Genomic DNA, 23,898 nt, shown 5'->3' on the forward strand with positions numbered 1-23,898 from the left:
GGGGGCAGCTAGCCCTTGCGGTCCGACGCATCGAGCTGGACGACCGTTGCGGCCTGAGCGCGATGCAGGTAGTCCGAGACGTGATGGCGCAGCTCGGCCTGGATCTCGTCGATCGCGCGGCGCGCGTCCACCGTGACGAAGCCGAACTCGCGAGCGAGGCGGTTGTACTCGGCGATGAGCCGGCGCTGGTAATTCTGGAAGGAGTCGAAGATGTCGCTGGAGAGCGCGAGATGCAGTCCTGACTCCCAATAGTCCATTCCCTTGCCGCGCACCACCCGCGGCACCAGCGTGTCAATGTCGATTTCGAGATACAGCACGAGGTCGGGCACCAGCGCCATCCCGAAAACCTCGTGCGTCCACTCCGGATCGGCGCCCATCACGGCGTTGCGCGCAAACGCCGTGTACATGTAGCGGTCGGCGATCACGATGAAGCCGGCCTGGAGCGCGGGCAGAATCTCGTGCTCGAGGCGGTCGGCGAAGTCGGCGGCGTACAGCAGGCTGAAAGTCAGCGGGGTAAGCTGATGGCCGGCCTTGGCGTCGGTGATGGTTTCCGAGAGCAGCGGCGAGCGGGTCCATCCCGTGTTGCTGACCGCGTAGCCCTCCAGCTCCAGCCATCCGCGCAGCAGCTCGATCTGGGTCGAGCGGCCGACGCCGTCGGTGCCCTCGATCACGATAAGATGGCCGGGCAGCGGTTTGTGCTCGAGGTAGGGCAAACCGTGGCCGTACCAGCGCTTAGTCTGGGGCGGACGATCGGACATGGCTGTGGTTGACGCGCGGATGGTCGTACTCGCGCAGGACTTCGTTGGTCATCCGGCGCACGATCTTTTGCTGGGCGGCAATGTCCTGGCTGGCGTCGATCACCCGCATACCGAACTCCTCTGCGAGCTGGTCATAGATCCCCAGCACGCGCGCCTGAAACAGGCGGAAGCTCTCGACGGGGTCGCTCGACAGCCCAAGGTCCATCCCGGCCTCATAGTATTTGAGCTTGGCGCGTCCGGCGAGCAGGCGTTCGGCAGACACTTCGATCGGCACCCGGAACAGGAATGTGAGGTCGGGGCGCGGTGCAAAGCGATAGACCGCGCGCACCCAGTCGGGATCCACGCCGCGCGCGACGTCGCGCGCGAAGGCGGTGTACACGTAACGGTCGGCGAGCACGACCATCCCGGCCCGCAGCGGGGGCAAGATCTGGTAGATGAAACGGTCGGCGAAATCGACCGCGTGAAGCAGGCTGAACGTGCTCGGCGTCAGCAGGTTGCGCCGCTTACCCCGACGCATCGAGGTGCGCACCAGGCGCGAAGAGTTCCACTCGGTGAAGTGAACCGGGTAGCCACGCGCGCGCAGCCAGCGCTCGAGCAGTTGCAATTGGGTCGATTTGCCCGAGCCGTCGATTCCCTCAACCGCGATCAGCCGGCCCGGATAGGGATGGGGCGAGCTGAGCAGCGTGGGGCGATGCCCGTTCAGCGGACGCGCCGCGTCGCTGGTCTGACCGTGACCTGACGGCCGAGCAGCTTCGCCAGCAAGTCCGACCTTCTCTCGCACGTCCATAATTCGAGATCCGCCTGCCCCTTCGCAGCGTCAATTGTCACGGTGAAACGGCCCGGCGAACGCCTGACGTGTATATCTTTAACCACACCGAAGTGACTTCGGTCCAGCGCGTCGGCCAGGCGCAGGAGCGCGGCCAGCGAGCGCACCAAATGGCGCTTTGCCGGGCTCAGTGCCCGGAACTCGGGCGAATCGAGCCGCGCCGCCGGCTTGCGATGGCCGCGCGCGGCCTGCGCGATGATTTCGATTTCGAGCGGGTCGAAGCCCAGCAGCTCGGCGTTCTTGACCAGGTAGTAGGTGTGGCGGTTGTGGCGGTCATGATCGATCGCGCGCCCGATATCGTGCAGGAGCGCGGCGTGCTCGAGCAGCTCGCGCGCCTGCCCGTCGAGCTTGAGTATCGGCGCCGCCGCGTCGAACAGCTTGAGCCCCAAGCGCGCGACCTGTGGGCCGTGCCCGTTGAGCGCCACGAAGCGCCGCGCCAACGCCCGCACCGAGCGCCGACGCGCCTCAAGCCTGCCCTGTGCGCGGGCGCCCGCATTGACCATCGCGAGCAGAATACCCTCGCGCAGCGCCCACGTGCAGGCGCTAAGCTCGCGCACGCCCGCGCGCTCGAGGATGAAATCGGTGAGCATGGCCGCGGCGGGCAGCAGATCGGAGCGTTTGGGGTCGGCGCCGGGAAGCTCGGCGCGCTCGGCGGCCTCGAGCTTGAGCAGGCGCTCGCGCAGACGGCGGATGTCGCCGGCAGCGGCGCTCAGCCCATGCAGGCGTTCCTGCTCGCCGTCGCGCGCCACGCGCACCATCGCGACCAGCGCGTTGATCGTCCCCGAGGTGCCGATCGCGCGCTCGACGCCCGCGCGCCGCGCCTTGCGCATCAGCGCGTCGAGCTGGCGCTCGAGATGTTTCTCCAGACGGCGCACCTGCGAGGCGGTGGGGGGATCGGAGGCGAGGTAGCGCTCGGTCAACCGCGCCACTCCCAGCGGCAGGCTCGCCATCCACTGCGCCTGGCCGTCGCGCGCGAGCGCGAGCTCGACGCTGCCGCCGCCGATGTCGACGAGCAAATGGGGGCCGCCGTCGAGGCCGAGCGCCTGGCGCACGGCGTTGAAGATCAGCCGCGCCTCCTCGTCGCCCGAAATCACCCGGACCCGCAATCCGGTCTCGCGCCGGATGCGCGCGATGAAGGCGTCGCGGTTGCGCGCCTCGCGCACCGCACTGGTGGCCACCGCGCGGATGCGCTCGACCCGGCGCAGGCGGGCCAGGCGCACGAAATTTTTGAGCGCGCGCACCGCCAGGTCCATCGACACGCGCTCCAGCCGTCCGCTGGTAAACGTGCGCCGGCCCAGGCGCACCATTTCCTTGACGCGGTCGATGACTTCGAAGCGGCCGTCGTGGCGCGCCTCGGCGATCACCATGTGCACCGAATTCGAGCCGACATCGATCGCCGCAAGGCGCATAATTGAAGCCTACGTCGGGCGGCCCCCCTTGTCAGCCCGGTTCTGCGCGTGACTGCACAGTGCGCGGGCGGCGCTGTGGAAAATGCGCGCGGACGTCGCGCGCTTTCAACCCGTCCTCGGCTGCGCCATAGTTGGCGCCTTGGGGAGACGCCGCCGATGGCGGAGGGGACATTATGATCGCGCCAGTGCGCCGGCCGGCTGAGGGGTCGCGCGGCTAGGAGACCGGGACGCGTGGAAAGCGCAGCCGCAGCTGCTGCTCCCCAGGCGCATTCCGCCGCCGCTCACAAGTGGCTGGTCGCGATCGCGGTGATGCTCGGCACCGCGCTCGAAGTGCTCGACACCTCGATCGTCAACGTCTCGCTGCCGCACATGCAGGGCAGCTTCTCCGCCAGCATCGACGAGATCGCCTGGGTCGTCACCAGCTACCTCGTTGCCAACGGGATCATGATCCCGATGACCGCCTGGATCGCCGGGCGCTTCGGGCGCAAGCGCTACTTCCTGACCTCGGTAGCGGCCTTCGTTGCCTCGTCGGCTGCGTGCGGCGCCGCGCGGACGCTCGGCCAGATGGTGCTCTTCCGGCTGGCGCAGGGGGCGGCCGGCGCCGCGATGATCCCCTCCTCGCAAGCGATCCTGATGGAGACGTTCCCGCCCGAGGAGCAGCAGATGGCGATGGCGACCTGGGGCGTGGGCCTGATGGTTGCGCCGATCATCGGGCCGACCGTGGGCGGCTGGATCACCGACAACTGGAACTGGCGCTGGAACTTCTACATCAACGTGCCAATCGGGGCGCTCGCTTTCCTGATGGTTTCAGCGTTCGTCCACGACCCGCCCTACCTGCGCCAGCGCCGGGCGCGCGGCGGCGCGGTGGACTACTTGGGCATCGCGTGCCTGATCGTCGGCCTTGGCCTGCTGCAAATCGTGCTCGACCGCGGGCAGCGCGCCGACTGGTTTGCCTCGCGCTGGATTGTCGCCGGCACCGCATTGGCTGTGCTGGCGCTGATCACGCTGGTGTTCAATGAGCTGTGGTGCGAGCACCCGATCGTCGATTTCCGGATCCTTAAGGATCGCATCTTCTCGCTGGCGGTCTTCCTGATTGTCGTGATGAGCGCGACGCTGTGGGGCACCGGCTTGCTGACGCCGGTCTTTCTCCAGGAGCTGATGGGCTACACGGCCTGGAAGGCGGGACTGGTGATGGTTCCGCGGGCGCTCAGCGCAATGTTCTCGATGTTCGCGGTGGGCCAGCTCGCGCGTGTGCGTGTTGATACTCGCCCGATGATCGGCCTGGGCTTTCTGCTTACGGCAATCGGGCTGTGGCTGATGTCGCATTGGAACCTCGAAGTCAGCATGTACGTGATCGTCATCGACAGCATCGTGCTCGGCAGCGGGCTGGGGATGCTGTTCCCGGTGCTCTCGGCAGTGGGGTTTTCCGGCGTGAGCCGCGAGCGGATGGGCGAAGCCGCCAGCCTCTACAACCTGATGCGCAATACCGGGGCCGCGGTCGGCATCTCGTATCTGACCAATATGCTGGTAAACTATGAGCAGGTTCACCAGTCGAGGCTGGTCGAGCACCTGTCGGTGTTCGACGCCTGGCGCCTCAGCCAGCGCGCCCCGCGCATGCCGGGCGGTCCGCAGTTTCATTTCATGAGCCAGCTCGTTACCGGACAGAAACAGCAGCTCGGCATGGTGTACGGGATGATGATGTCGCAATCCGCGATCATGTCGTTCGACGATCTGTACCGGATCCTGTCGGTGATGATGCTGATCATGGTGCCCGCCTTTCTCGGGCTCCGCTGGGCCGTCCGGCCGCAGGCTGCTCCCGCGCACCTCGAATAGGTCGCGCGCCGATGGAAGCAGCACCTGTCGCGACGGCGCCGGCGGCGTCGGCCCTGCCGTCGCATAAGTGGCTGGTCGCGCTCGCTGTGATGCTGGGCACGACGCTCGAGGTGCTCGACACCTCGATCGTCAACGTCTCGCTGCCGCACATGCAGGGCAGCTTCTCGGCCAGCGTGGACGAGATCGCGTGGGTGCTGACCAGCTACCTGGTCGCCAACGGGATCATGATCCCGATGACCGGCTGGATCTCCGCGCGCTTCGGCCGCAAACGCTACTTCATGACCTCGGTCGCGGTCTTCGTCGCCGCCTCGGCGCTGTGCGGCGCGGCCGTCTCGCTGGACCAGATGGTGGTCTTTCGCCTGCTCCAGGGCGCGGCGGGGGCCGCGATGGTGCCGTCGTCGCAGGCGATTCTGATGGAGACTTTTCCGCCCGCCGAGCAACAGCTCGCGATGGCGACGTGGGGCGTGGGGCTGATGGTTGCGCCGATCATGGGGCCGACGCTGGGCGGCTGGATCACCGACAACTGGAACTGGCGCTGGAATTTCTACATCAACGTACCGATCGGCATTGTTGCCTTCCTGATGGTTTCAGCGTTCGTTCACGACCCCGCCCATCTGCGCCAGCATCGTGCGCGCGGCGGCAAGGTCGATTATGTCGGCATTGCGTGCCTCGTGGTGGGGCTGGGCGCGATGCAGATCGTGCTCGACCGCGGCCAGCGTGCCGACTGGTTCGCCGCGCCGTGGGTGATCTGGACTACGGTGCTGTGCGCGGTCTGCTTCGTCGTGCTGGCGCTCAACGAGCTGCGCTTTCCCGATCCGATCCTCGATCTCCGCATTCTCAAGCTGCGCCCGTTCGTCGTCGCGCTCACCCTAATCGTCGCGATGAGCTTTGTGCTCTACGGCACCGGACTGCTGATGCCGATTTTCCTCCAGGAGTTCATGGGCTACACGGCGTGGAAGGCGGGGCTGGTGCTGGCGCCGCGCGGGCTGGCCACGATGGCCTCGATGGTGATCGTCGGGCAAATCGCGCGCCGGCGCGTCGACACCCGGCCGCTGGTCGGGGCGGGCTTCGTCCTGATGACGATCGGGCTATGGACGATGGCGGGCTGGAACCTGCAAGTTGATCTGTGGACGGTGATCGTGCCGAGCATCGTGATGGGCGCGGGGATGGGGATGATCTTTCCCACGCTTTCGGCGACCGCGCTGGCCTGCGTCGCGCGCGAGCGGATCGGCTTCGCCGCCAGCCTCTACAACATGATGCGCAACACGGGCGCGGCGGTCGGGATCGCGTGGATGACCACGATGCTCGTCAATCACGAGCAGCTCCATCAGTCGCGCCTGGTCGAGCACCTCTCGGTGTTCGACGCATGGCGGCTCAGCCGGGGAGCGGCACGGATGCCCGGCGCGCCCGGCTTCAACTATCTGGCGCAGATGGTGAGCGGGCGCCATCAGGCTTTCGGCGCGATGTACGGTCAGATCCAGGCGCAGGCTGCGATGTTGTCGTTCAACGACATTTACCGCATCCTGGCACTGCTGATGGCGGTGCTGATTCCGGGCTTCCTGCTGCTGCGCCGCGGCCAGAGTGCGGGTGGCGGCGCGGCGTCGCACTAGACGGCGCCGCTTTTCGGAAGCGCTGCGGTGGCGGTTTCAGTCCGCCATCTTCGCGAGTGCCTCCTCGAAGGCCTTGAGCGCACGGGCGTCGAAGAGCACCATCTCAACCCGCTTGAGCGAGGTCGCGCCGCGCAGATGGTCGCGGATCTCCTCGAGCATCACCTCCGCGCAGCGCTCCATCGGAAAACCCGCGATGCCGGTGCCGATCGCCGGGAAGGCGATCGATTCGAGCCGTTTCTCCTCCGCCCGCCGCAGCGCATTGCGGGTCGAGTTGCGCAGCGCCGCCTCGGTGGTGCGCCCGCCCAGGCGCATCGAGGCTGCATGAATCACCCATCGCGCCCTGAGCTTGCCGCCCCCGGTTATCGCAGCCTCGCCAATCGGGACCGGCCCGAGTTTGTCGCATTCGGCCTGGATTGACGGACCGCCCTTGGCGCGGATTGCGCCGGCCACACCACCGCCCAATACCAGGTCGTTGTTCGCCGCGTTGACGATCGCGTCCACCGCCGCTTCGGTCAGGTCGCCCTGCCTGAGAATCAACTTCGAGCGCCATCCGTCCATATGCGCCTCCGTTCTGAGCCGAGCTCGTGCCGCCTTTGGGGCCGCCGCGGTCGCAAGGGGGACCGCCGCTTTATGCTATTATCCCCACCCATCCGAGCGCACCCGATGATTGAGACGAAGAGCAGGCAGGTGGCGTGGCCGGGTGCGACCTACGTTCCCGCTCGCCCGCGCGTGGCCGCGGTCTGCGCCGCCGCGCTCGCACTTCTGGTTGCCGCCGGATGCCATCGCGTGCCTGCGCGGCGCGTGCCCACCGGCTCGCTCCAGGTCGATATCGAGACCTCGCCGATTGCGCTCGACCCGCGCTTCGACACCGACGCGATTTCGGCGCGTATCGACGAACTGGTTTACGCTTCGCTGGTCAGGGTCGACGCGCACGGCAGCTTCGTCGGCGAGCTGGCTGAGAGCTTCGAGCGTCCGACGCCGACGACGATCATTTTCCATCTGCGCCGCGGCCTGCGTTTCGCCGACGGACGCCCGCTTACCGCCCGCGACGTAAAATATACATACGACTCGGTTCTTGATCCCGCCACCCGCTCGCCCAAGCGCGCCGGAGTTGAGGCGCTCGCCTCGATCGCCGCGCCCGACGACGCGACGGTGCTGATGACGACGACGCGGCCGTACGCGCCGGCGCTGGAGATGGGAACGCTCGGCGTGGTGCCCTACGGAACCCCGGCGGGCAAAGCGGAGACGCGCTGGCCCGCGGCGAGCGGCAGGTTTCGGATCCGGAGCTTCGCCCGCGACGAAGCGATCACGCTCGAGCGCAATCCGTATCGCGCTTTTACGCCCAATCGCATCGCTGAAATCGTCTTTAAGATCGTTCCTGACCCCACCGTGCGCGCGCTCGAGCTGGCCGAGGGGGTATGCGATCTGGCCGAGAACAACATCCAGCCCGACCTGCTGGGCTATCTTGGGATGCGCCCAAACCTGGCGATCGAGGTGACGCCCGGCACTACTTACTTTTATCTGGCCTTCAACTTTCGCAACCCGCATCTGCGCGACCTGCGGCTGCGCCGCGCGATCGCGTACGCGATCAACCGCCGCGCGCTGATCGGTTCGCTCTACAAGGGCACGGCGCGCGTGGCGAGCGGGATGCTGGCGCCGGAGAACTGGGCGTACACCGCTCACGTGACGCAATACCACTACGATCCGTTCAAGGCATCGCGCCTGCTCGACGAGGCAGGCTACACCATCGGGAGCGACGGCACTCGCCCGCTCAGCCTGGTTTACAAGACGACGCCCGAGGGGCGGCGCCTCGGCGAAGCGATCCAGGGCATGCTCAAGCAGATTGGCGTGCACCTCGACATTCGGACCAACGAGTTTGCAACCTTCTACGGCGACATCCAGCGCGGCAACTTCGACCTTTTTCCGCTCCAATGGGTGGGAATCAACGACCCGCACCAGTACTTCCTCGTCTTCGACTCGAGGATGGCGCCGCCCGCGGGCAACAATCGCGGCGGCTACTCGAATCCCGCGATGGACCGTCTGTTGGAGGCGGGCGACGCAACGCTGGACCCCCAGGCGCGGCGCCAAATCTACGCCCGCGTCCAGCAGCTTGCCGCCGACGACCTGCCGTACGTCTCGCTCTGGTGGGTGGACAACGTGGTAGTGCGCAACCGCCGTGTCAGGGGCTTCAAGCCGTATCCCAACGGCAGCCTGCGCTCGCTCGACGCCGTCACCCTAGTCCCGGCGTCCGACCCTCGCAGGCGATGACCAATCTCGTCCGCCGCCTGCTCGCGCTGATTCCGGTGGCGCTGGGCGTCGCGACGCTGACCTTTGCGCTGATACATCTCGTGCCCGGCGACCCCGTAGTGGCGATGCTTGGCGAGACAGCCGCGCCGGCGGATATCGCGCGCATGCGCCACGAGTTGGGGCTCGACCGCCCGCTCCTTGCGCAGTACGCGAGCTTCCTGCGGGGAGTTGCGCACGGCGATCTGGGCGAATCGATCTCGGCGCACGAGCCGGTCGCGCGGCTGATCGCACAGCGCTACCCGGCGACGCTCGAGCTCACGGGCGCGGGGCTGCTGGTGGCGGTCATGCTCGCGCTACCGCTGGGGCTCGTCGCGGGCGCCGATCCGGGTGGCGCCGCCGACCTCGGCGCGATGGGCTTCGCCATCCTAGGCATTTCGATACCCCATCTTTATCTCGGTCCGCTCCTGATGATCGTGTTCTCGCTCGACCTTGGATGGTTGCCGCTGACCGGGCGCGGCGGACTTGCGCATCTGGTGCTCCCTGCCGTGACGCTGGGGACGGCGCTGGCGGCAGTGCTTGCGCGGATGCTGCGCCAGAGCCTGGTGCAGGTGCGCGCGGCAGACTACCTGCGCACGGCTCGCGCCAAGGGACTCAGCGCCAGCAGCGCGCTGGTCCGCCACGGGCTGCGCAACGCACTGACGCCGGTGATCACGCTGCTCGGCTTACAGGCTGGCGGCCTGCTGACCGGCGCGATCATCGTCGAGATGATTTTCTCGTGGCCCGGGATGGGCCGGATGATGATCGCGGCGATAAGCGCGCGCGATTATCCGCTGGTGGAAGGATGCGTGCTCGTCTTCGCGCTCAGCTACGTCGTGGTGAACATGCTGACCGACCTCGTGTACGGGCTTATCGATCCGCGCATCCGGCTTGGAGCGTGAACGGTGGGCCCGCGGAATCCATCGCTGATTGCAGGCGCCGCCCTGGTCGCGACAATCGCGGTCATGGCGCTTCTGGGCCCGGCGCTCGTGCGCACCGACCCCCTCGCGATCGACCTTGCACTGGTGCTGGCACCGCCCGAGCATGGCCATTGGCTCGGATGCGACGCGCTGGGACGCGACATCCTGGCGCGCGTGCTGTGGGGCGCGCGGCTGTCACTCGGCGTCTCGGCCACGGTGGTGTTTGTCTCGCTCGCGCTGGGCAGCCTGGTGGGCGGAGCCGCCGCCCTCGTCGGCGGGCGGGTCGATGCCTTGGTGATGCGCACGGTCGATATCGTGCTCGCGTTCCCGGGCTTCCTCTTCGCGCTCGCGCTGGCCGCGATCCTCGGCCCCGGGCTGGTCAAGCTGGTGATCGCGCTGAGCGCGATGGGCTGGACGGGCTACGCGCGGCTGGTGCGCGGCGAGGTGCTTTCGTTGCGCGAGCGCGACTATGTCGAAGCAGCGCGCGCGCTGGGCGCGCCGCCGGCGCGGCTGCTCGTGCGCCATCTGTTGCCCGCGCTGGCCGGCCCGGTCGCGGTGCAGGCGACCTTCGGCGTGGGCGGGGTCATTGTGGCCGAGGCCTCGCTGTCCTTTCTCGGGCTGGGAGCGCGGCCGCCGACGCCCACTTGGGGCAACATGCTTGAGGCGGGACGCGCCTTCCTGCTCGTCGCGCCGCACCTTACTGCCGCGCCGGGGGTGGCGATCGGCGCGGCGGTGCTGGGCTTCAATCTTTTCGGCGATGGTATCGCGCAGGCGGTCGGCGTGCGCGGTTAGCCGCGCGGAGCCGGGCAGGTCCTACGGTTGCCGTTTGAGCGCGGCGAGGCTCTCGCCGTAGGGCGGGTAGGCGACGCCGCGCTCGGTGATGATCGCGCTGACCAGTTCGGCCGGCGTCACGTCGAAGGCCGGGTTGAAAACACTTACGCCTTTTGGTGCGACGAGCTTGCCGCCGACATGGGTAATTTCGGCGGGCGACCGCTCTTCGATCGGAATCTCGGCGCCGCTAGGGCAGTCGAGATCGATCGAAGAAAGCGGGGCGGCGACGTAAAATGGCACTCCATGGCGGCGCGCCATCACCGCCAGCGGATAGGTCCCGATCTTGTTGGCCACGTCGCCGTTGGCCGCCGTGCGATCGGTGCCGACGATGACGCAGCTTACGCCGCCGCGCGCGAGCACGCTGGCAGCCATGTTGTCGGCGATAATGGTCACCGGGATACGGTCCTTGCGCAATTCCCACGCGGTCAGGCGCGAGCCTTGGAGAAAGGGCCGCGTCTCATCGGCGATCACGGCCACGTGCTTGCCGGCTTCGCGCGCGGCGCGGATTACACCCAGCGCGGTGCCGTAGCCGGCGGTCGCCAGCGCGCCGGCGTTGCAGTGCGTCAGCACGATGGCCGGATCGTCAAGCAGTCGGGCGCCGAAGCGGCCGAGCGCGCGGTTGGCTTCCAGGTCTTGCTCGTAAATCCTGAGTGCTTCCTCGCGCAGACGGCGAAACAGCGCCGGCGCGTCAAGCGCGAGGTTCTCCTCGGCCACGCGGCCCATTCGCTCGACCGCCCAGGCCAGGTTGACCGCGGTGGGGCGAGTGGCGCGCAGGCCTTTTGCGACCTGAGCCAACCGTTTGCGAGCACGCTCGCCGCTGTAGCCCCGCATTCCTAGCGCGAGCCCCATTGCGGCCGCCACTCCGATCGCCGGGGCCCCCCGGATGACCATCGTGCGGATCGCATCGGCAACTTGCCGCCAGTTGCGACAGGTGCGGATGACCTCGCGCGTCGGCAGCAGGCGCTGATCGATCATGCGCACGGTGTCGTTGCGCCACTCGATAGTCTTTACGGCCATCGTCAGTCCGGGGTGATTACTAACCGAGCGCGGTGACGCGCGCTTGCGGGCGTTGCAACACGATAAGTCTTGGGAGCGGCCGCGCGGAATGGCGCGGCCGCTGTTCCCGGGTCGATTTGCTCAGCGGCGCGCCGCTAGGCCCGTTCGTAAAGGCCGCGCGACTTGCGCTTGACCAGACCGGCGTCGATCCAACGGGTGACCGCCGCGAAGATCTCGGAGGGGCGCTTGTCCTTGAGGCCGCGCACCTGGCGGATATTGGAGGCCTTGAACTGCTTGGGCAGCTGATCGAGCACCGCACGCCAGTTGATCCGCCGGCCGCCACCGCCGCCGCCATCACCACCTCGCGCGGCGCGCGGCCCGCGCGGAGCCATCCTGGCGCCCGCTATCCGGGCCAACGATTCCTCTTCCGCCTTCAGGCGCGTGAGTTCCACTTCCTTGCCGCGGATATCGCGGCGCAGCTTGTTGAGCATGCTGCGCGCCTGGCGCTGGAACTGACGAAACGCCGAAGCCGTGCTTCCGGCACTTTTCATTCGAGGCATTCAGTAATCTCCTTCGGTTGACCTGATAAAAGTCGAGTCACGCTACACGATACGCACGTGCCACGCAACTACCGCCAGTCCGGTTTGATACTAACAGCGGATAGCCATCGATGCTATCCAAAAATATATCGAGATGCGATGTAAGTGAACGTTCCTCCCAAGCGGACCGGATACGCAGGCGTCGCGTGAGATTCGTTTACCCGCGCAGTGGATGCTCGTATCGCGTCAAGGCGATAGTAGTAAAGGCGACTGTCCACTGCGGGGGTGCGGTTGCGGCATTGCCTAACGCGTCTTGCGGATGATCGAGCGCAGGCCGCGCAACCGCCGCGATCGGCCGGCGCCCGCGCGCAGTGTTATGGCACCACGACGGCGCCGCCACTTATCGAGACCACTTCGCCGGTGATATAGGACGACAGATCGCTGGCCAGGAACAACGCCAGGTTGGCCACGTCGTGCGGCTCGCCGAGGCGGCCGAGCGGATTCTGCTTGCGTGCCGCTTCGAACATCTTGGGCGGATAGATACGCTCGAGAAATTCATTGTAGATGACGCCCGGCGCGATCGCATTCACCCGTATGCCCTTGCGGGCGACTTCCGCGGACGCGGCCCGCGTCAGGCCCATCACGCCCGCCTTTGCCGCGCAGTAAGGCGCCTCGCCGTCGCGTGAGGCGATCCACCCCGCCGCCGATGCCATATTCACGATCGCGCCGCTGCCCTGTTTGATCATCTGCGGCAGCACCGCGCGCATCATCCAGAACGTTCCGCGCAGACAGACGTTGAGCACCAGATCCCACGTTTCGTCCTTGCACTCCCAGACATGTTCGAGCTTGTTGATACCTGCGTTGTTGAACAGGATATCGATTCGACCGAAGCGCTCGACGGTTTTTTCCACCGCCGTTTCGATCTGCTCGCGCCGGGTAACGTCAACCAGCATCCAGGGCACCGCGCGCCCGAATTTCGCGCTCAGCTCCTGCGCGGTTTCGGGCGTGCGCCGCGGATGCGCGTCGGTAAGCATCACTTCCGCGCCTTCTTCCATGAAACGGGTGGCTACAGCGCGCCCGATCCCGGCGCCCGCGCCCGCAGTGATTATTGCTACTCGGCCTTCGAGCAACATGTGGGATTCCTCCGTTAAACGGCTTTGGTTCGTATCTGACCGAGCGAGGCTGGCCTCGCCGCCACGTTGCGCCACGGCGGCTGCAACGAGCGGATTCTCACACAGTTGCGGCGCCGATTGACAGCGTACGCAAGAGGGCCGAAAAAGGAGATTCAATTCTGGCTGCGCGGCATTTGCCCGCTCCGCGGACGAATCGGACCTGCGGTTCGGTTGTTAATCCGAAGCGAAGGGTCTCCGACGCTATACTTGCCCCGCGCGCGCATGATACATCCGGGCTCAACCGCAACTCTTTTAAGCGTGTTTTAACGGCAAATTAATCGTGGCTGCGATACGTTTAGCTAGCTATTTTTAGGTGTGGCGCGATGGTATAAGAAGGCGAATTATTGACGAGGATGTGTGCCGCGCTGTCGTTTTCGGAGTTGAAAGCGTTCGACCGAATAGGAGCTTCGGCCGGGCGTCGTTTTGCTTGTGGGGACAAGCGGAATGCCGACGAGCGGCGACATCTGGTGTCAGGGTCAGGAGAGCACTGAATGGGCCGTAGACTGTATGTGGGGAACCTAGCTTGGACTGTCACCGACCAGGACCTGCACGACGTATTTTCGGAGGCCGGCAAGGTGGACAGCTCCCAGGTCATCATCGACCGGGCAACCAACCGGTCGCGAGGCTTCGGCTTCGTCGAGATGGCCACGGAAGAGGCCGCTGACGCGGCGATCAAGAAGCTCAATGGCAGGGACGTAAAGGGTCGTCCGATCCGCGTCAACGAGGCGCAGGCGCGCAGCAACGACCGCGGCGGGGGCGAACGGCGCGCCGGCGGACGCTAGCGACGACCTCGGCGGGCGCACCGAGGCGCGGGGAGCCCGGTCGCCACGCAGACCAAATTCAAGCACCGGCCTTGGCCTGCAGGTGCAGGCCAACAGCGGAAGACTGGTTGCTTCAACCACCCCCGGCCCGGCACGCCTGATCCAGGCTGCGCCGGAGCACTCACCAGGTGGTGAAGACTTCACATCATTCCAGAGTCGGATTCAGCCGCGCATGCGCTGCACGGCGCGCGCCCGGAGCCGGCGCAGTGTGCGCGGTGCCGACAGCCGCTTTGACGGCACCGGTTCTGACTAATTGCGCCAGGCGCGCGAAATCGCGCGCGTAGGCGGTTCGCGCACGCGCGCCGCGCACGATGTATCCCGGATGGTACATCGGATAGAGCAGCGCCGTCTCGGCGCGGCGCGCGCGCGGCCGCCGAGGCTCGAATCGCACGCCCTGCCCCGCAAGCTCGCGCCAGGCCAGTGCGCCCAACGCGACGATGATTCGGGGGCGGGCAAGCCCGAGCTCCGCGGCAAGATGCGTGCGACAGTTGGCGATCTCGTCCGCGCGGGGGTCGCGATTGCGCCCGCGCGCGTCGCGCGGGTTGCACCGTACGAGGTTGGTGATGAACACGCGCTCGAGGCCGCTGCGCGCGATCATCCGCCGCAGCAGCTCGCCCGAGCGGTCGCCGCTGAAGGGAAGCCCGGTGCGATCGCCGCCGAGGCGCCCGGGCGCCAGCCCGACGAAGGCGACCGTCGCGGGGACGGCGCCGTCGCCCGGCACCACCCGCGAGCGGCATCTCACGAGCGCCGCGCACCGCGCGCATCCGTGGATCGCTGCGCGCAGCGCCTCCAGCACAGCCGCACCGTCATTCCCGCCGTGCTGCGGCATTGATCCGGGGGGCGCGCCGGCGTTCGAGGAACAGTCGCGCGCGGTAACGCAGCCGGTCGCGCTCTTGGCGCGGGCTTGCGCGAATCTCATCGACCATCGCGGACAGCTCCGCGCACAGCAGCTCGACGTCGATTCCCGCCCGCGCCGGACGGAAATCCTCGAGCACGAGGAGGGCCTGTGAGAGCAGGTTGACCGCGGCCTGGCGTCCGCCGCGCTCGAACCGCAGATGCAGCGCGGCGGCGACGCGCACCAGCGCTCCAATCAGCTCGCGCTCCGCGGGCGCGGCCTTTGCCAGCGCCTGCTCGAAGCGTTCGCCCGCCTCGAAATACATTCCGCGGTTGAAAGCCGCGATCGCTTCGTCCAACTTGTCCGGCGTCCCGGGCACTTCGTGCGGAAAACTCGGCTAGAGCTGCTCTTTTTCTTCGACTGCGCGGAACTCGGCCTCGCCGAGCGCCTCGGTCTTGCGGTTGCTGTATTGCTCGTAGAGCTCGAAGAGTCTGGACTTGTGCGGGCGCACGCGGCCGAGCGGGCACTTCTGCCAGTCCTCCAGCGACTCGTCGCAGTAACCCATTCTGTTCTCGCCACACTTGGGCTGGAGAAAGACCGCAATCTCGGGCAGCACGCGTTTTATCTCGGCGCGCATCAGCGCGACCATCCGCCGGATCTCCCACTGCGCGCGCACGCACAGGCGCAGGTCGCAGATGTGCAGCATCTCGGCGAAGTTCACCATCACGTGGAAATTGGTCGGCGCGGCGTTGGGCAGCACGAAGCGCGCGTCCTCGGCTGGAATTCCCGCCTTTAGCGCCTTCGCGTACAGCTCCGAGGTGCGCGCGAGCAACCCGGCGAATTCGTCCTCCAGCCCCGCGCGCCGCCACGACTCCGGCATCACGAACGCCAGCCGCTCCTGCTTGAATTTGACGTAGCGCTGGCTCTGCTGCTCGAAGCTGATACCGATGCGGTGGCGGACGAACTGATGAGAGAGCGAGCGCGAGACGCCGGCGATCGCGAACCAGAAGACGATCTGCTCCAGCGGCGAGGCGTGGCCGGTCTTGAGCCGTTCGCCGATGAACTCGCGGATGCGCTCGTGGCTGATCTTCTCGGCCTCGATCTTCTGCCAGATCTCGATCGGCGAGTCGGACGAGTAGCAGGTGCGAAAGGCCGCGTAGAGTTTCTCGAGCGGCGCGCGCGCGTAGTCGACAAGCTTGACCTGCATCTCGGCGCGGTTGGTGTCCACCCCTCCAACTCTATGCCAGCGGCGGAGCCGGTGAAATCGGGCGCGCCGCCGTTATCAACTGCATCCACAGCCCGCGCCGCGGCGCGATTGCGCTGCGACGGCGAGCCTCTTAGAGTCCCGCTGATGCTCGCTGCGGGCGACGCGCTCTATCGCCGTATCCTGAGGCCGTTGCTGTTCCGGCTCGACGCCGAGCGCGCCCATCGCGTGACCCTCGCAATGCTCGCGATGCTGCCGCTGCGCGCGGCAGCGCAGCCCGATCCGCCCGAGCTTGCGGTAGCACCGTGGGGCGTTTCGTTTTCCAACCCGATCGGGCTCGCCGCCGGGATGGACAAGGATGCCCGCGCAGTCGGCGCGTGGCAGGCGCTCGGCTTCGGCTTTGCTGAGTTGGGGACGATAACCCCACGTCCGCAGCCGGGGAATCCGCGCCCGCGGATATGGCGCCTGCCCGAGCATCGCGCGCTCATCAATCGGCTCGGCTTTCCAAGCGCGGGGATGGACGCGGCCGCGCGGCGGCTCGGGCGCGTGCGTCGCAAAGGCCCGCGAATCCGGCTTGGGCTCAACTTCGGACCCAACAAGGACACCCCGCCCGAGCGGGTCGCCGCGGATTACGCCGCGCTGGTCGGGCGGCTGGGCGCGCTCGCGGACTTCATCGTGGTCAACGTCAGCTCGCCCAACACACCGGGGCTGCGCGACTGGCAGTCGCCTGAGCGCCTGTCGCCGCTGCTGCGCCCAATCCTCGAGGCCGCCGCGCGGTTCGAACCGCGCCGGCCGGTGCTGGTCAAGCTCGCGCCGGATCTCGAATCGTCAGTGCTCGCGGCGATCTGCGAGGCGACTGCCGCGCTCGACGTCAGCGGTATCGTCGCCTGCAACACCACGCTCGCGCGCGAGGCGGTCGGCGTGCGCTCGGAGCTTGCGGGCGGCCTCAGCGGCGCGCCGCTTTGCGGGCGCTCGCGCGCCGTGATCGCCGAGATTTACCGGCGCACGGGCGGCGCAATGCCGATCGTCGGAGTCGGCGGAATCGCCGGAGCAGAGGACGCATGGGGCCATATCCGCGCCGGGGCGACGCTGGTCGAGCTGTACACCGGGCTTGTCTATGAGGGCCCCGGGCTCGTGGAGCGGATCAAGGCGGGGCTGCTAGGATTGCTGCGGCGCGAGGGGATGCGTTCGATCGCCGAGGCGGTCGGCAGCGGCGCGAGTACCGTGCCGCGGCGCGGCTGAGCGGCACGGCAGGCAGGAGCGAAGTCGTGGCGGAGCAAACCAACTTCCTGGTCGATGCGCGATGGCTCGCGGGGCATCGCGCGGAAGCGGTTGTGATCGACACGCGCGCGGCAGCTGACTTCCGCGCCGGCCATCTCGAGGGCGCGCGCCATTTTGATCCTTTCCCCTTCCATCACGCGGACACCGGCGAGGCCGGGATGCGCGAGCTGCGCGCGCAACTCGAATGGATCTTCTCTGCGCTCGGGATTACCGGCGATGAGACGCTGGTGTTTTACGAGAACGATTCGGGGATGCGCGCGACGCGATGCGCGTGGCTGGCCGAGTACGCCGGCCATCCGCGCGCATGCATCCTCGACGGCGGCCTGAAGCTCGCCGGCACGGCGACGACCACGGTCGTCGAGCCGGTTACGCCGAGCGCCTTCGTCGCCGCGCCGCGCGATGAGATCTTCGCGGGTCATCAATACATCGTCGAACGCATCGGCCGCCGCGACGTGCAGATCTTCGATGTACGCACCGACGAGGAATATTTCGGCGAGCGCGTGCGCGCGCGGCGCGCCGGCGCGCTGCCCGGCGCGTTCCATCTCGACTGGATAAACAGCCTCGCGCCAAACGGTGCGTTCAAGACACCCGCCGAACTGCGCACAGCCTTCGAGCGCCTCGGACTGAAGCCGGAGAATGAAATCATTCCCTACTGCCAGGGCGGATACCGCTCGGCCAATGCCTACTACGCGCTCAAGCTTGCCGGCTTCGCGCGCGTGCGCAACTACATCGGGTCGTGGGGCGAATGGGGAAACCGCGAAGACCTGCCGATCGAGTATCCGCGCCGGCGCCGATGAGCCGGCGCACGGCGCGCGGAACGAAGATGCGACAAGTCGCCGCTGGCAGCGCCCCGGCGCCTGCGCGCGAGCGCGGGGTGCTGTTGCTCAGCGGCTTCGAACCATTCGGTGGCGAACGCAGCAACCCCTCGTGGGAGGTCGCGGCGCGGCTCGACGGGCGCGCGATCGGCGGCCTGGTCGTGCGCGCGATACGGCTGCCGGTGAGCACACCGCGCGCGGTGCGCGCGATCGAGGCAGCGATCCGGCGGATTCGTCCGCAGGCGGTGCTGGGGCTGGGCCAGGCGGGCGGGCGGCCGGCGATTTCGCTGGAGAAGGTCGCCCTCAACCTGGTCGAACGGCGCGCCGGGCGCGAGAGCGACGGCGGAACGGGTGGCGCGCCGGTGATCCGCGGCGGGCCCGACGCCTATTTCGCGCGGCTGCCGATCCGCGAAATCCTGCGCGCCCTGGAGCGGCGCGGGATCCCGGCCGCGCTCTCGCTCAGCGCCGGCGCCTATGTATGCAACTCCGTGATGTACGCCGCGCTGCACGCGCTGCGCGCGCGTCCCGGCGTTCCCGTCGGCTTCATCCATCTGCCCTACGCCACCCCGCAGGCCGTGCGCCGTCGCGGCGCTCCCAGCATGACTGTGGAGATGATGGCGGCGGCGGTGGAAGCGGCGGCCGCAGCGATCGCGCGCAACCTGCGGGCCGCCGCTGCGTCCCGCGCTACTTTATCGCCACCGCGTTGGGCGGCGAGGCGATCCCGCCCGGCACGTTGAGCGGGCACGACACCAGCATGAACTCGTACTGGCGGTCCTGATGGCAGTCGGCGGCGAGGTCGTCGAGCATGAACTGTTCGCCCAGCGGCAGGCCGAGCAGCGAAAGCGTGCGATAGTGGAGGGCGCCCTCGTTGCGGAAGTCCCATGGCCATTGCTCGACGGCGGGACAATCGGTGCCGATCGCGGCGACCCGGTTGTCCCACATCCACGCGACCATCTCGCGGGTGTCCTCGATGCCGCACGCCTTTAACGCGTTCATGGGCGCCATCGCGGCCTTCTGCTCGGGCGTCGCCTTGAGATAAGCCTGCATCCATCCGGTGCGCACCAGCAGCACGCTGCCCGGGCGCAGTTCGCTGCCCTGCGCCTTGAGAGCATCCTTGAGATCCTGGAGCGAGTAGCGCTCGGGGGTGAGCGGATTGATCGGGCGGCCTTGGTCGGCGCGGAACTTGAATGCGTCAATCAGATGAGCCTTGCCGACGAACTTGTTGGCCCATCGATGAATGCTGAGGCGGCCGGCGCGCACGTCGTCGTTGGTCTTGCCGTTGTAGAAGGCTTTGTGGCGAAGATTGCCGATGTGGCCGAAGCCGTCCCACTGGCTGCCTTCCTGGGTGTTGTAGTTGTCGAGGATGTCGTCGTAGCCCAGCAGCCCGTATTCCTCGAAGCTCGACAGGATGTGCTGAGTTGGCTTGCGCTGGAACAGCGGCGGGTTGGCGTAGTTGACCGGAGTGTCGAGGCGGAAGACCTTGCCGCGCTTGATCAGGCGTGCCGCCTCGACGACGCCTTCCTCGGTCAGAAAGTTGAGGCATCCGAGGTCGTCATCGTCGCCGAACACGCCCCAGCATGAATCGGGCGGCGCGTCCTTCTTGACCGGCAGTTGGGAGAACCTGGGGAGCTTGGCGAAATCGACTTTAGCCATGGCAGTGTCACCTTCCTCGCAGCCGTCGAGGTTTAGGCCGCGCGTGATGGGCAGGCGCCGTCCGCGGCGTATCCCGTGGCCGCCGCGGCGGAGTCCGCGATGAGCGATTTTCCGCTCCGATGGTCTTTCCAACAGGCGGGCAACTGTCAAGTGGCAGCGCGGGTTTTGCTTTTCGCGCCGCGCCCCCATCGGCTATCCTTGCGCCCGATGCGCACGCCAACGGGGACGACGCGGTGCGCGGCGGGGGAGGGCGCCGCAACACCCAAAATAACCAGAGGCATGGGGCTCGCACGGTTGGGCGCATTCGGATTGATGAGCGCGCTGGCCGTTGCGCTCGTGCTTGACGGATGCACGCGCAGGGGCGCCCCGCCGTTGACCGAGGCCAATCCGCCGGTCGGCTACGTTTATGTGACCAACAATGGTGACGGGACGATTTCCGCGTTCAGCCGGATGGCCGACGGCGGTCTTATTTTTCAGCGCCTGACCAAGGCCGGCGCGGTTGACGGCCCGACCGGGGTCGCGATTCATCCGTCCAACCGCTACCTGTACGTCGCCAACGAGGGCAACAACCGCGTCTACCAGTTCCGTATTCGCCGCCGCAATGGCGCCCTGATGCCGATCGAAGGCGGTTCGGTGGCAACCGGGCCTGCCAGCCGCCCGCAGCACATCGCGATTGTTCCCGACGGCCGGTTCGCCTACGTCACCAACGCAGGCCCGGGCAAGGGCGGCGCCGGCTCGATTTCGGCCTTCACGATCGACGCTTCCACCGGCGCGCTCGGTTTGCTGCAGACCTTCCGCGACAGCGGGCTCAAGCAACCCTTCGGGATCGTGGCCGCGCCGGGCGGCAGGTTCGTCTACGTCTCCGACCGCGGCGCCGGCGCGATACTCAGCCTGGCGGTCCAGTCGGACGGCACGCTGAAACTGCAGGCGAACGTGCCGAGCCTTGGAACCAAGGCGGGTGAACCCCAGATGATCGCAGGCGACAACGCGGGATTCGTCTATGCGGTTGACGGCCACGACGGGGTGGTCGCGGTATTCAAGGCCGGCGCTGACGGCAAGCTGGAGTTCCAGAAGAGCTACGCGGTCGGCGTCAGCACCGCCGAGCCGATGGCGATTACGCTTGCCGAAGCCGGCGGCCGCGAGTTCGCCTACACCGGCAACCGCTCGATCGACACGGTCTCCTACTTCATGATCCAGCACGGGGTGATGACGCTGGTGGGGCAGTCACCGACCGGACTGGGCGGCCCGAGCGGGATGGTGGTCGATCCCAGCGGGCGCTATCTGTATGTGGTCAATCGCGACGCGGCCACCGTCGCGCAGTTCAATATCGTGCCGTCGCGCAACGGCGCGGCGATGCTAAACGCGACGATCTTCAGCGAGGATCCGGCCAACGAGTCGAGCCATCCGTTGTACATCGCAATGACCCACTGAGACGGTCGGGTTCTCACAGCCGCAATCGCAAGTTCAGTAGCACGGCGGGCTCAGCTATCCTGTTCGAAGAACGATGGCTTCGGCGGGCGGGAGAGGGCGGTCGCGTCTGCGCGCGACCGCAAGGCTCGCGGGGTGGGCGGCGGCCGCCGGATGGCTCGGCGCTCTCCTGCTGCTGGCCGCGGCCTCCTGCGGCAAGCGCGCCTTTCTGACCGGTTTCGAAGTGACCCCGACACCGACTGGCGGCCCCACGCCGCAGCCCGGCGCGGGGCTGCTATTCGCGACCAATAACGCCGACGGAATGCTGAGCGAATTCAGCCGCGATACTGCCAGCGGAACGCTTACCCTGCTAGGCACCACTGCAGTAGGCGCGGCGGCCGGCCCCACCGGACTGGCGCTCACGCCGTCGAACGCCTTCCTGTACGTCGTCAACGCTGGCGATGCGCTGGTGCGGGAATTTGCCGTTAACCCTGGCAACGGCCTGCTCACCACGCTTGGCTCGGTCAGCGACGGCGCGGGCAGTGCGCCGCAGAACGTCGCAACCGATCCCTCCGGCAGCTTCTTGTACGTGACCAACTCCGGCGCGGGCGGCTCGATCTCCGAGTACAGGATTGCCGTCGGCGGCGCGCTGGTCGCCAACGGCAAACTGACCGGCATCGGACTGAGCGAGCCGATGGGAATTGCGGCGGCGCCCGGCGCCGGCGGGGCAGTCTATGTCGCGGATATTGGGGCGGGCGCGGTGATGTCGTTCCGTATCCAGCCGGGCGGTGCGCTTACGTTGGTGAGCAGCGTCCCCAGCCTGGGAACCGTCAAAGGGCAGCCGCGCGCAGTTGCGGTCGATCCCGGCGGCGGCTTCGTCTATGCCGCCGACGCCACCGGCGTGGTGTCGGTTTTCTCGGTCGGCGCCGGCAACTCGCTGGCCTTCGCGGCCAGCTATCCGACTTCGTCGTTCAGCAATCAGCCGTTCGCTCTCGCGCTGGCGGACAGCTTCGCCGGGCTCTTTCTCTACACCAGCAACCAGATCATTGATACGGTCTCGGATTTCGTCGTGACGACGGGGGTGCTGTCGCTGCAGACGTCGGTGAGCGGGCTCAACACCCCGGCGGGGATCGCGGCGAGTCCCGACGGCAACTTCGTTTACGTCGCGAACAAGGGAACCGGGCAGATAGTCGGTTACTCGATCGGCGCGGGCGGTGCGCCCACTTCGATCGGCGCGTTTGCGACCGAAAACCCGGCCAACCCTGCAAGCGAGCCGCTATTCGTTGCGATTACGCGCTGAGAGGTCCGACGCGCCGCGCTCGCGCATGACCGCGGATCAGGCCTGTGTTGCCGCAGCTGTCTTGGCCAGAGGCGCCTTGTGGCGCACATGGACCAGGAGTTCGCGCAGCTTGGCCGGATTGACCGGCTTTTTGAAGAGCGCGCCTTCCAGCCCGCGCATCCGGCTGCGCTTTATGATGTGGTCGCGGTCGTAATAGTAGGCGGTCATCAGGATCACCGGCAGCTCCGGCATCTCTTCCTTGACCCGCATGTAGAACTCGTAGCCGTCCATCTCCGGCATCACGACGTCGGAGATCACCGCATCCACGCGCACGTTGCGCAGGATGCCGAGCGCGGCGCTCGGGCGGGTCGCCGTGTGAACCAGGCAGCGCTCGGCGCGCAGGACGTCGGCGAGCGAGCTCACCACCGAGAGATCGTCGTCGAGCACCAGCACCGACATCCCGGCCAGCGGCCAGTCGCATCCGTTGGCGGTCTTGGCGACCGCGGCGCCTGCGTTGCCGTTTTCCTCGGGCTCGTTGCGCGGGGCGAGGTCGGCCATCTTCTTGCCCGCCAGGTAGTCGCGGGTTTCGTACACACCCTTGCGCGCCATTTCGTCCAGCCGGCGCACGATGCCCTGGACGCGGCGCAGTCCGGAGCGGATGGAGTCGAGCCGTTCGTGCTCAACCACCAGCTCTGCGTCGGTCAGGTGCGATTCGACGCATCGCGCCAGCAGTTCCAGGTTGTTGGTGATCGATTCGAGCGGGTTGTTGATCTCGTGGGCGAGGCTGACCGCGATCTCGCCTGCTGTCGCGAGCTGCTCGCGCTGGCGCATCAGGCGGATATCGCGGGCGAAGCCGATCGAGCCGGTCTCGGCCCCGCTCTGGTCGTAGATAATGGAACCCGAGATGGCGACCGGGATGAGGTCGCCGTCTTTGCTGCGCAGCACGGTTTCGAAGCTCGAGATGCGGCCGGCATCGCGCGACTCGCGCATCGCCTTCATCACCCGGCGCGCCTCGTCGAGAGAGAGGTAGATTGCGGTGACCTTCTGGCCGACGATTTCGGCCGACGAGTAGCGCAGGCTTTTGCGCGCGCCGTCGTTGTAGAAGACGATGGTGCCGTCGCGGTCAACCGCGATGATGATGTCGGGCGAGCTTTCAACCAGGCGCTGAAGATAGCTTTGGTCGAGTGATAACATGGCGGGTTGCCGCGGCTTAAAGCTGACCGTTCGCGGCGCGGCGCGCCAGGCGACGGGCTGATGATTTCATCGTGGATTTATGGGCAGTGATCCAGACGGCGGCGCACCAGCGCGGTCGAGCCCTCGCCTGCCGTCTCCACCACCGCGTCGTGCTCGTCCAGCGCCTCCGGCCCCCTGAGTATGGGCTGCGCCCCGGCCGGAACCGGATTTAAGTCCTTATCCATCCCCGCTC

Annotated in this window: 24 protein-coding genes; 11 read left to right on the forward strand and 13 right to left on the reverse strand. The window is 67.3% G+C overall.

Annotated features, from left to right (window positions below):
- Positions 1-8: 8 nt before the first annotated feature.
- The 3 genes from tmk to VFB33_07740 are packed head-to-tail and all read right to left on the reverse strand — an operon-like array spanning position 9 to position 2,993.
- Complete coding sequence (gene tmk, locus VFB33_07730; GenBank protein HZO81573.1) at positions 9-758, reverse strand: dTMP kinase; 750 nt, start codon at positions 756-758, stop codon at positions 9-11.
- Entirely contained in the window at positions 733-1,545 is an 813-nt protein-coding gene (locus VFB33_07735; protein HZO81574.1) for a thymidylate kinase, read from the reverse strand. Before VFB33_07735 ends, tmk begins: the two co-directional genes overlap by 26 nt.
- Positions 1,458-2,993: a Ppx/GppA phosphatase family protein gene (locus VFB33_07740; protein HZO81575.1), complete on the reverse strand. Its 1,536-nt coding sequence runs from the start codon at positions 2,991-2,993 to the stop codon at positions 1,458-1,460. The genes VFB33_07735 and VFB33_07740 overlap by 88 nt, the downstream gene beginning before the upstream one ends.
- A gap of 231 nt (positions 2,994-3,224) precedes the next feature.
- On the opposite strand from VFB33_07740, the gene VFB33_07745 reads away from it, so the two are divergent.
- Together VFB33_07745 and VFB33_07750 are read left to right on the forward strand one after the other, a co-directional pair.
- Positions 3,225-4,826, forward strand: a complete 1,602-nt coding sequence (locus tag VFB33_07745) for a DHA2 family efflux MFS transporter permease subunit (GenBank protein ID HZO81576.1) — start codon at positions 3,225-3,227, stop codon at positions 4,824-4,826.
- Between the two features lie 11 nt (positions 4,827-4,837).
- Complete coding sequence (locus VFB33_07750; protein ID HZO81577.1) at positions 4,838-6,436, forward strand: DHA2 family efflux MFS transporter permease subunit; 1,599 nt, start codon at positions 4,838-4,840, stop codon at positions 6,434-6,436.
- A 36-nt stretch (positions 6,437-6,472) separates the two neighbouring features.
- Here the strand turns inward: VFB33_07750 and VFB33_07755 are convergent, their stop codons facing one another.
- Complete coding sequence (locus VFB33_07755; protein HZO81578.1) at positions 6,473-6,994, reverse strand: macro domain-containing protein; 522 nt, start codon at positions 6,992-6,994, stop codon at positions 6,473-6,475.
- A gap of 105 nt (positions 6,995-7,099) precedes the next feature.
- On the opposite strand from VFB33_07755, the gene VFB33_07760 reads away from it, so the two are divergent.
- The 3 genes from VFB33_07760 (at position 7,100) to VFB33_07770 (ending at position 10,431) form a co-directional block, all read left to right on the forward strand.
- Positions 7,100-8,704: an ABC transporter substrate-binding protein gene (locus tag VFB33_07760; GenBank protein HZO81579.1), complete on the forward strand. Its 1,605-nt coding sequence runs from the start codon at positions 7,100-7,102 to the stop codon at positions 8,702-8,704.
- Positions 8,701-9,621 carry an ABC transporter permease gene (locus tag VFB33_07765; GenBank protein HZO81580.1) on the forward strand — a complete coding sequence of 307 codons (921 nt, stop codon included), beginning with the start codon at positions 8,701-8,703 and terminating at the stop codon, positions 9,619-9,621. The genes VFB33_07760 and VFB33_07765 overlap by 4 nt, the downstream gene beginning before the upstream one ends.
- A 63-nt stretch (positions 9,622-9,684) precedes the next feature.
- A complete protein-coding gene (locus tag VFB33_07770; protein ID HZO81581.1) occupies positions 9,685-10,431 on the forward strand; it encodes an ABC transporter permease in 747 nt (248 codons plus the stop codon).
- A 21-nt stretch (positions 10,432-10,452) separates the two neighbouring features.
- Here the strand turns inward: VFB33_07770 and mtnA are convergent, their stop codons facing one another.
- The 3 genes from mtnA to VFB33_07785 form a co-directional block, all read right to left on the reverse strand.
- Complete coding sequence (mtnA, locus tag VFB33_07775; GenBank protein ID HZO81582.1) at positions 10,453-11,487, reverse strand: S-methyl-5-thioribose-1-phosphate isomerase; 1,035 nt, start codon at positions 11,485-11,487, stop codon at positions 10,453-10,455.
- Between the two features lie 134 nt (positions 11,488-11,621).
- Positions 11,622-11,957, reverse strand: a complete 336-nt coding sequence (locus tag VFB33_07780; protein HZO81583.1) for a hypothetical protein — start codon at positions 11,955-11,957, stop codon at positions 11,622-11,624.
- 422 nt (positions 11,958-12,379) lie between these two features.
- Entirely contained in the window at positions 12,380-13,138 is a 759-nt protein-coding gene (locus VFB33_07785; protein ID HZO81584.1) for an SDR family NAD(P)-dependent oxidoreductase, read from the reverse strand.
- Positions 13,139-13,668: 530 nt separating this feature from the next.
- On the opposite strand from VFB33_07785, the gene VFB33_07790 reads away from it, so the two are divergent.
- Positions 13,669-13,959, forward strand: coding sequence for an RNA-binding protein (locus tag VFB33_07790; GenBank protein ID HZO81585.1), 291 nt, complete (start codon positions 13,669-13,671; stop codon positions 13,957-13,959).
- Positions 13,960-14,143: 184 nt separating this feature from the next.
- Here VFB33_07790 and VFB33_07795 read toward each other — a convergent pair whose 3' ends face one another.
- From VFB33_07795 to thyX, 3 genes are read right to left on the reverse strand one after another with little or no spacing between them, the layout of a single operon-like run.
- Positions 14,144-14,827: a uracil-DNA glycosylase gene (locus tag VFB33_07795; GenBank protein ID HZO81586.1), complete on the reverse strand. Its 684-nt coding sequence runs from the start codon at positions 14,825-14,827 to the stop codon at positions 14,144-14,146.
- On the reverse strand, positions 14,805-15,191 hold the full coding sequence (locus tag VFB33_07800; GenBank protein HZO81587.1) for a DUF309 domain-containing protein: 387 nt from the start codon (positions 15,189-15,191) through the stop codon (positions 14,805-14,807). Before VFB33_07800 ends, VFB33_07795 begins: the two co-directional genes overlap by 23 nt.
- Positions 15,192-15,230: 39 nt before the next feature.
- The gene (gene thyX / locus VFB33_07805; GenBank protein HZO81588.1) at positions 15,231-16,061 is read right to left on the reverse strand and encodes an FAD-dependent thymidylate synthase; all 831 of its coding nucleotides are present in this window, start codon (positions 16,059-16,061) and stop codon (positions 15,231-15,233) included.
- A 123-nt stretch (positions 16,062-16,184) separates the two neighbouring features.
- On the opposite strand from thyX, the gene VFB33_07810 reads away from it, so the two are divergent.
- The 3 genes from VFB33_07810 to VFB33_07820 are packed head-to-tail and all read left to right on the forward strand — an operon-like array spanning position 16,185 to position 18,870.
- Positions 16,185-17,279 (forward strand): quinone-dependent dihydroorotate dehydrogenase, encoded by a 1,095-nt coding sequence (locus tag VFB33_07810; protein ID HZO81589.1) that lies wholly within the window; start codon positions 16,185-16,187, stop codon positions 17,277-17,279.
- A gap of 26 nt (positions 17,280-17,305) precedes the next feature.
- Positions 17,306-18,115, forward strand: a complete 810-nt coding sequence (locus tag VFB33_07815; protein HZO81590.1) for a rhodanese-like domain-containing protein — start codon at positions 17,306-17,308, stop codon at positions 18,113-18,115.
- Positions 18,116-18,141: 26 nt separating this feature from the next.
- Positions 18,142-18,870 carry a pyroglutamyl-peptidase I gene (locus VFB33_07820; protein ID HZO81591.1) on the forward strand — a complete coding sequence of 243 codons (729 nt, stop codon included), beginning with the start codon at positions 18,142-18,144 and terminating at the stop codon, positions 18,868-18,870.
- On the opposite strand, the gene VFB33_07825 is transcribed toward VFB33_07820, so the two are convergent.
- The gene (locus tag VFB33_07825) at positions 18,818-19,786 is read right to left on the reverse strand and encodes a cyclase family protein (protein HZO81592.1); all 969 of its coding nucleotides are present in this window, start codon (positions 19,784-19,786) and stop codon (positions 18,818-18,820) included. The genes VFB33_07820 and VFB33_07825 overlap by 53 nt on opposite strands.
- A gap of 312 nt (positions 19,787-20,098) precedes the next feature.
- On the opposite strand from VFB33_07825, the gene VFB33_07830 reads away from it, so the two are divergent.
- Both VFB33_07830 and VFB33_07835 read left to right on the forward strand, forming a co-directional pair.
- Positions 20,099-21,217: a beta-propeller fold lactonase family protein gene (locus tag VFB33_07830; protein HZO81593.1), complete on the forward strand. Its 1,119-nt coding sequence runs from the start codon at positions 20,099-20,101 to the stop codon at positions 21,215-21,217.
- Between the two features lie 73 nt (positions 21,218-21,290).
- Positions 21,291-22,493, forward strand: coding sequence for a beta-propeller fold lactonase family protein (locus VFB33_07835; GenBank protein ID HZO81594.1), 1,203 nt, complete (start codon positions 21,291-21,293; stop codon positions 22,491-22,493).
- A gap of 36 nt (positions 22,494-22,529) precedes the next feature.
- Here the strand turns inward: VFB33_07835 and VFB33_07840 are convergent, their stop codons facing one another.
- Together VFB33_07840 and VFB33_07845 are read right to left on the reverse strand one after the other, a co-directional pair.
- Positions 22,530-23,666, reverse strand: coding sequence for a PAS domain S-box protein (locus VFB33_07840; GenBank protein ID HZO81595.1), 1,137 nt, complete (start codon positions 23,664-23,666; stop codon positions 22,530-22,532).
- Between the two features lie 77 nt (positions 23,667-23,743).
- Complete coding sequence (locus VFB33_07845) at positions 23,744-23,890, reverse strand: hypothetical protein (protein ID HZO81596.1); 147 nt, start codon at positions 23,888-23,890, stop codon at positions 23,744-23,746.
- Positions 23,891-23,898 lie beyond the last annotated feature (8 nt).

It is taken from the genome of Candidatus Binataceae bacterium (assembly GCA_035650475.1).
Lineage (GTDB): Bacteria > Desulfobacterota > Binatia > Binatales > Binataceae > JAKAVN01.

Excerpts from the sequence above, each read along its gene's own strand:
- VFB33_07780 (HZO81583.1), bottom strand. The coding sequence starts at position 11,957 with ATGCTCAACAAGCTGCGCCGCGATATCCGCGGCAAGGAAGTGGAACTC.
- VFB33_07835 (HZO81594.1), top strand. The coding sequence starts at position 21,291 with ATGGCTTCGGCGGGCGGGAGAGGGCGGTCGCGTCTGCGCGCGACCGCA.
- VFB33_07735 (HZO81574.1), bottom strand. The coding sequence starts at position 1,545 with ATGGACGTGCGAGAGAAGGTCGGACTTGCTGGCGAAGCTGCTCGGCCG.
- VFB33_07755 (HZO81578.1), bottom strand. The coding sequence starts at position 6,994 with ATGGACGGATGGCGCTCGAAGTTGATTCTCAGGCAGGGCGACCTGACC.
- VFB33_07790 (HZO81585.1), top strand. The coding sequence starts at position 13,669 with ATGGGCCGTAGACTGTATGTGGGGAACCTAGCTTGGACTGTCACCGAC.
- VFB33_07825 (HZO81592.1), bottom strand. The coding sequence starts at position 19,786 with ATGGCTAAAGTCGATTTCGCCAAGCTCCCCAGGTTCTCCCAACTGCCG.
- VFB33_07810 (HZO81589.1), top strand. The coding sequence starts at position 16,185 with ATGCTCGCTGCGGGCGACGCGCTCTATCGCCGTATCCTGAGGCCGTTG.
- VFB33_07740 (HZO81575.1), bottom strand. The coding sequence starts at position 2,993 with ATGCGCCTTGCGGCGATCGATGTCGGCTCGAATTCGGTGCACATGGTG.
- VFB33_07785 (HZO81584.1), bottom strand. The coding sequence starts at position 13,138 with ATGTTGCTCGAAGGCCGAGTAGCAATAATCACTGCGGGCGCGGGCGCC.
- VFB33_07770 (HZO81581.1), top strand. The coding sequence starts at position 9,685 with ATGGCGCTTCTGGGCCCGGCGCTCGTGCGCACCGACCCCCTCGCGATC.
- VFB33_07760 (HZO81579.1), top strand. The coding sequence starts at position 7,100 with ATGATTGAGACGAAGAGCAGGCAGGTGGCGTGGCCGGGTGCGACCTAC.
- VFB33_07840 (HZO81595.1), bottom strand. The coding sequence starts at position 23,666 with ATGTTATCACTCGACCAAAGCTATCTTCAGCGCCTGGTTGAAAGCTCG.
- VFB33_07845 (HZO81596.1), bottom strand. The coding sequence starts at position 23,890 with ATGGATAAGGACTTAAATCCGGTTCCGGCCGGGGCGCAGCCCATACTC.
- VFB33_07795 (HZO81586.1), bottom strand. The coding sequence starts at position 14,827 with ATGCCGCAGCACGGCGGGAATGACGGTGCGGCTGTGCTGGAGGCGCTG.
- VFB33_07765 (HZO81580.1), top strand. The coding sequence starts at position 8,701 with ATGACCAATCTCGTCCGCCGCCTGCTCGCGCTGATTCCGGTGGCGCTG.
- VFB33_07830 (HZO81593.1), top strand. The coding sequence starts at position 20,099 with ATGAGCGCGCTGGCCGTTGCGCTCGTGCTTGACGGATGCACGCGCAGG.
- VFB33_07750 (HZO81577.1), top strand. The coding sequence starts at position 4,838 with ATGGAAGCAGCACCTGTCGCGACGGCGCCGGCGGCGTCGGCCCTGCCG.
- mtnA (HZO81582.1), bottom strand. The coding sequence starts at position 11,487 with ATGGCCGTAAAGACTATCGAGTGGCGCAACGACACCGTGCGCATGATC.
- tmk (HZO81573.1), bottom strand. The coding sequence starts at position 758 with ATGTCCGATCGTCCGCCCCAGACTAAGCGCTGGTACGGCCACGGTTTG.
- VFB33_07820 (HZO81591.1), top strand. The coding sequence starts at position 18,142 with ATGCGACAAGTCGCCGCTGGCAGCGCCCCGGCGCCTGCGCGCGAGCGC.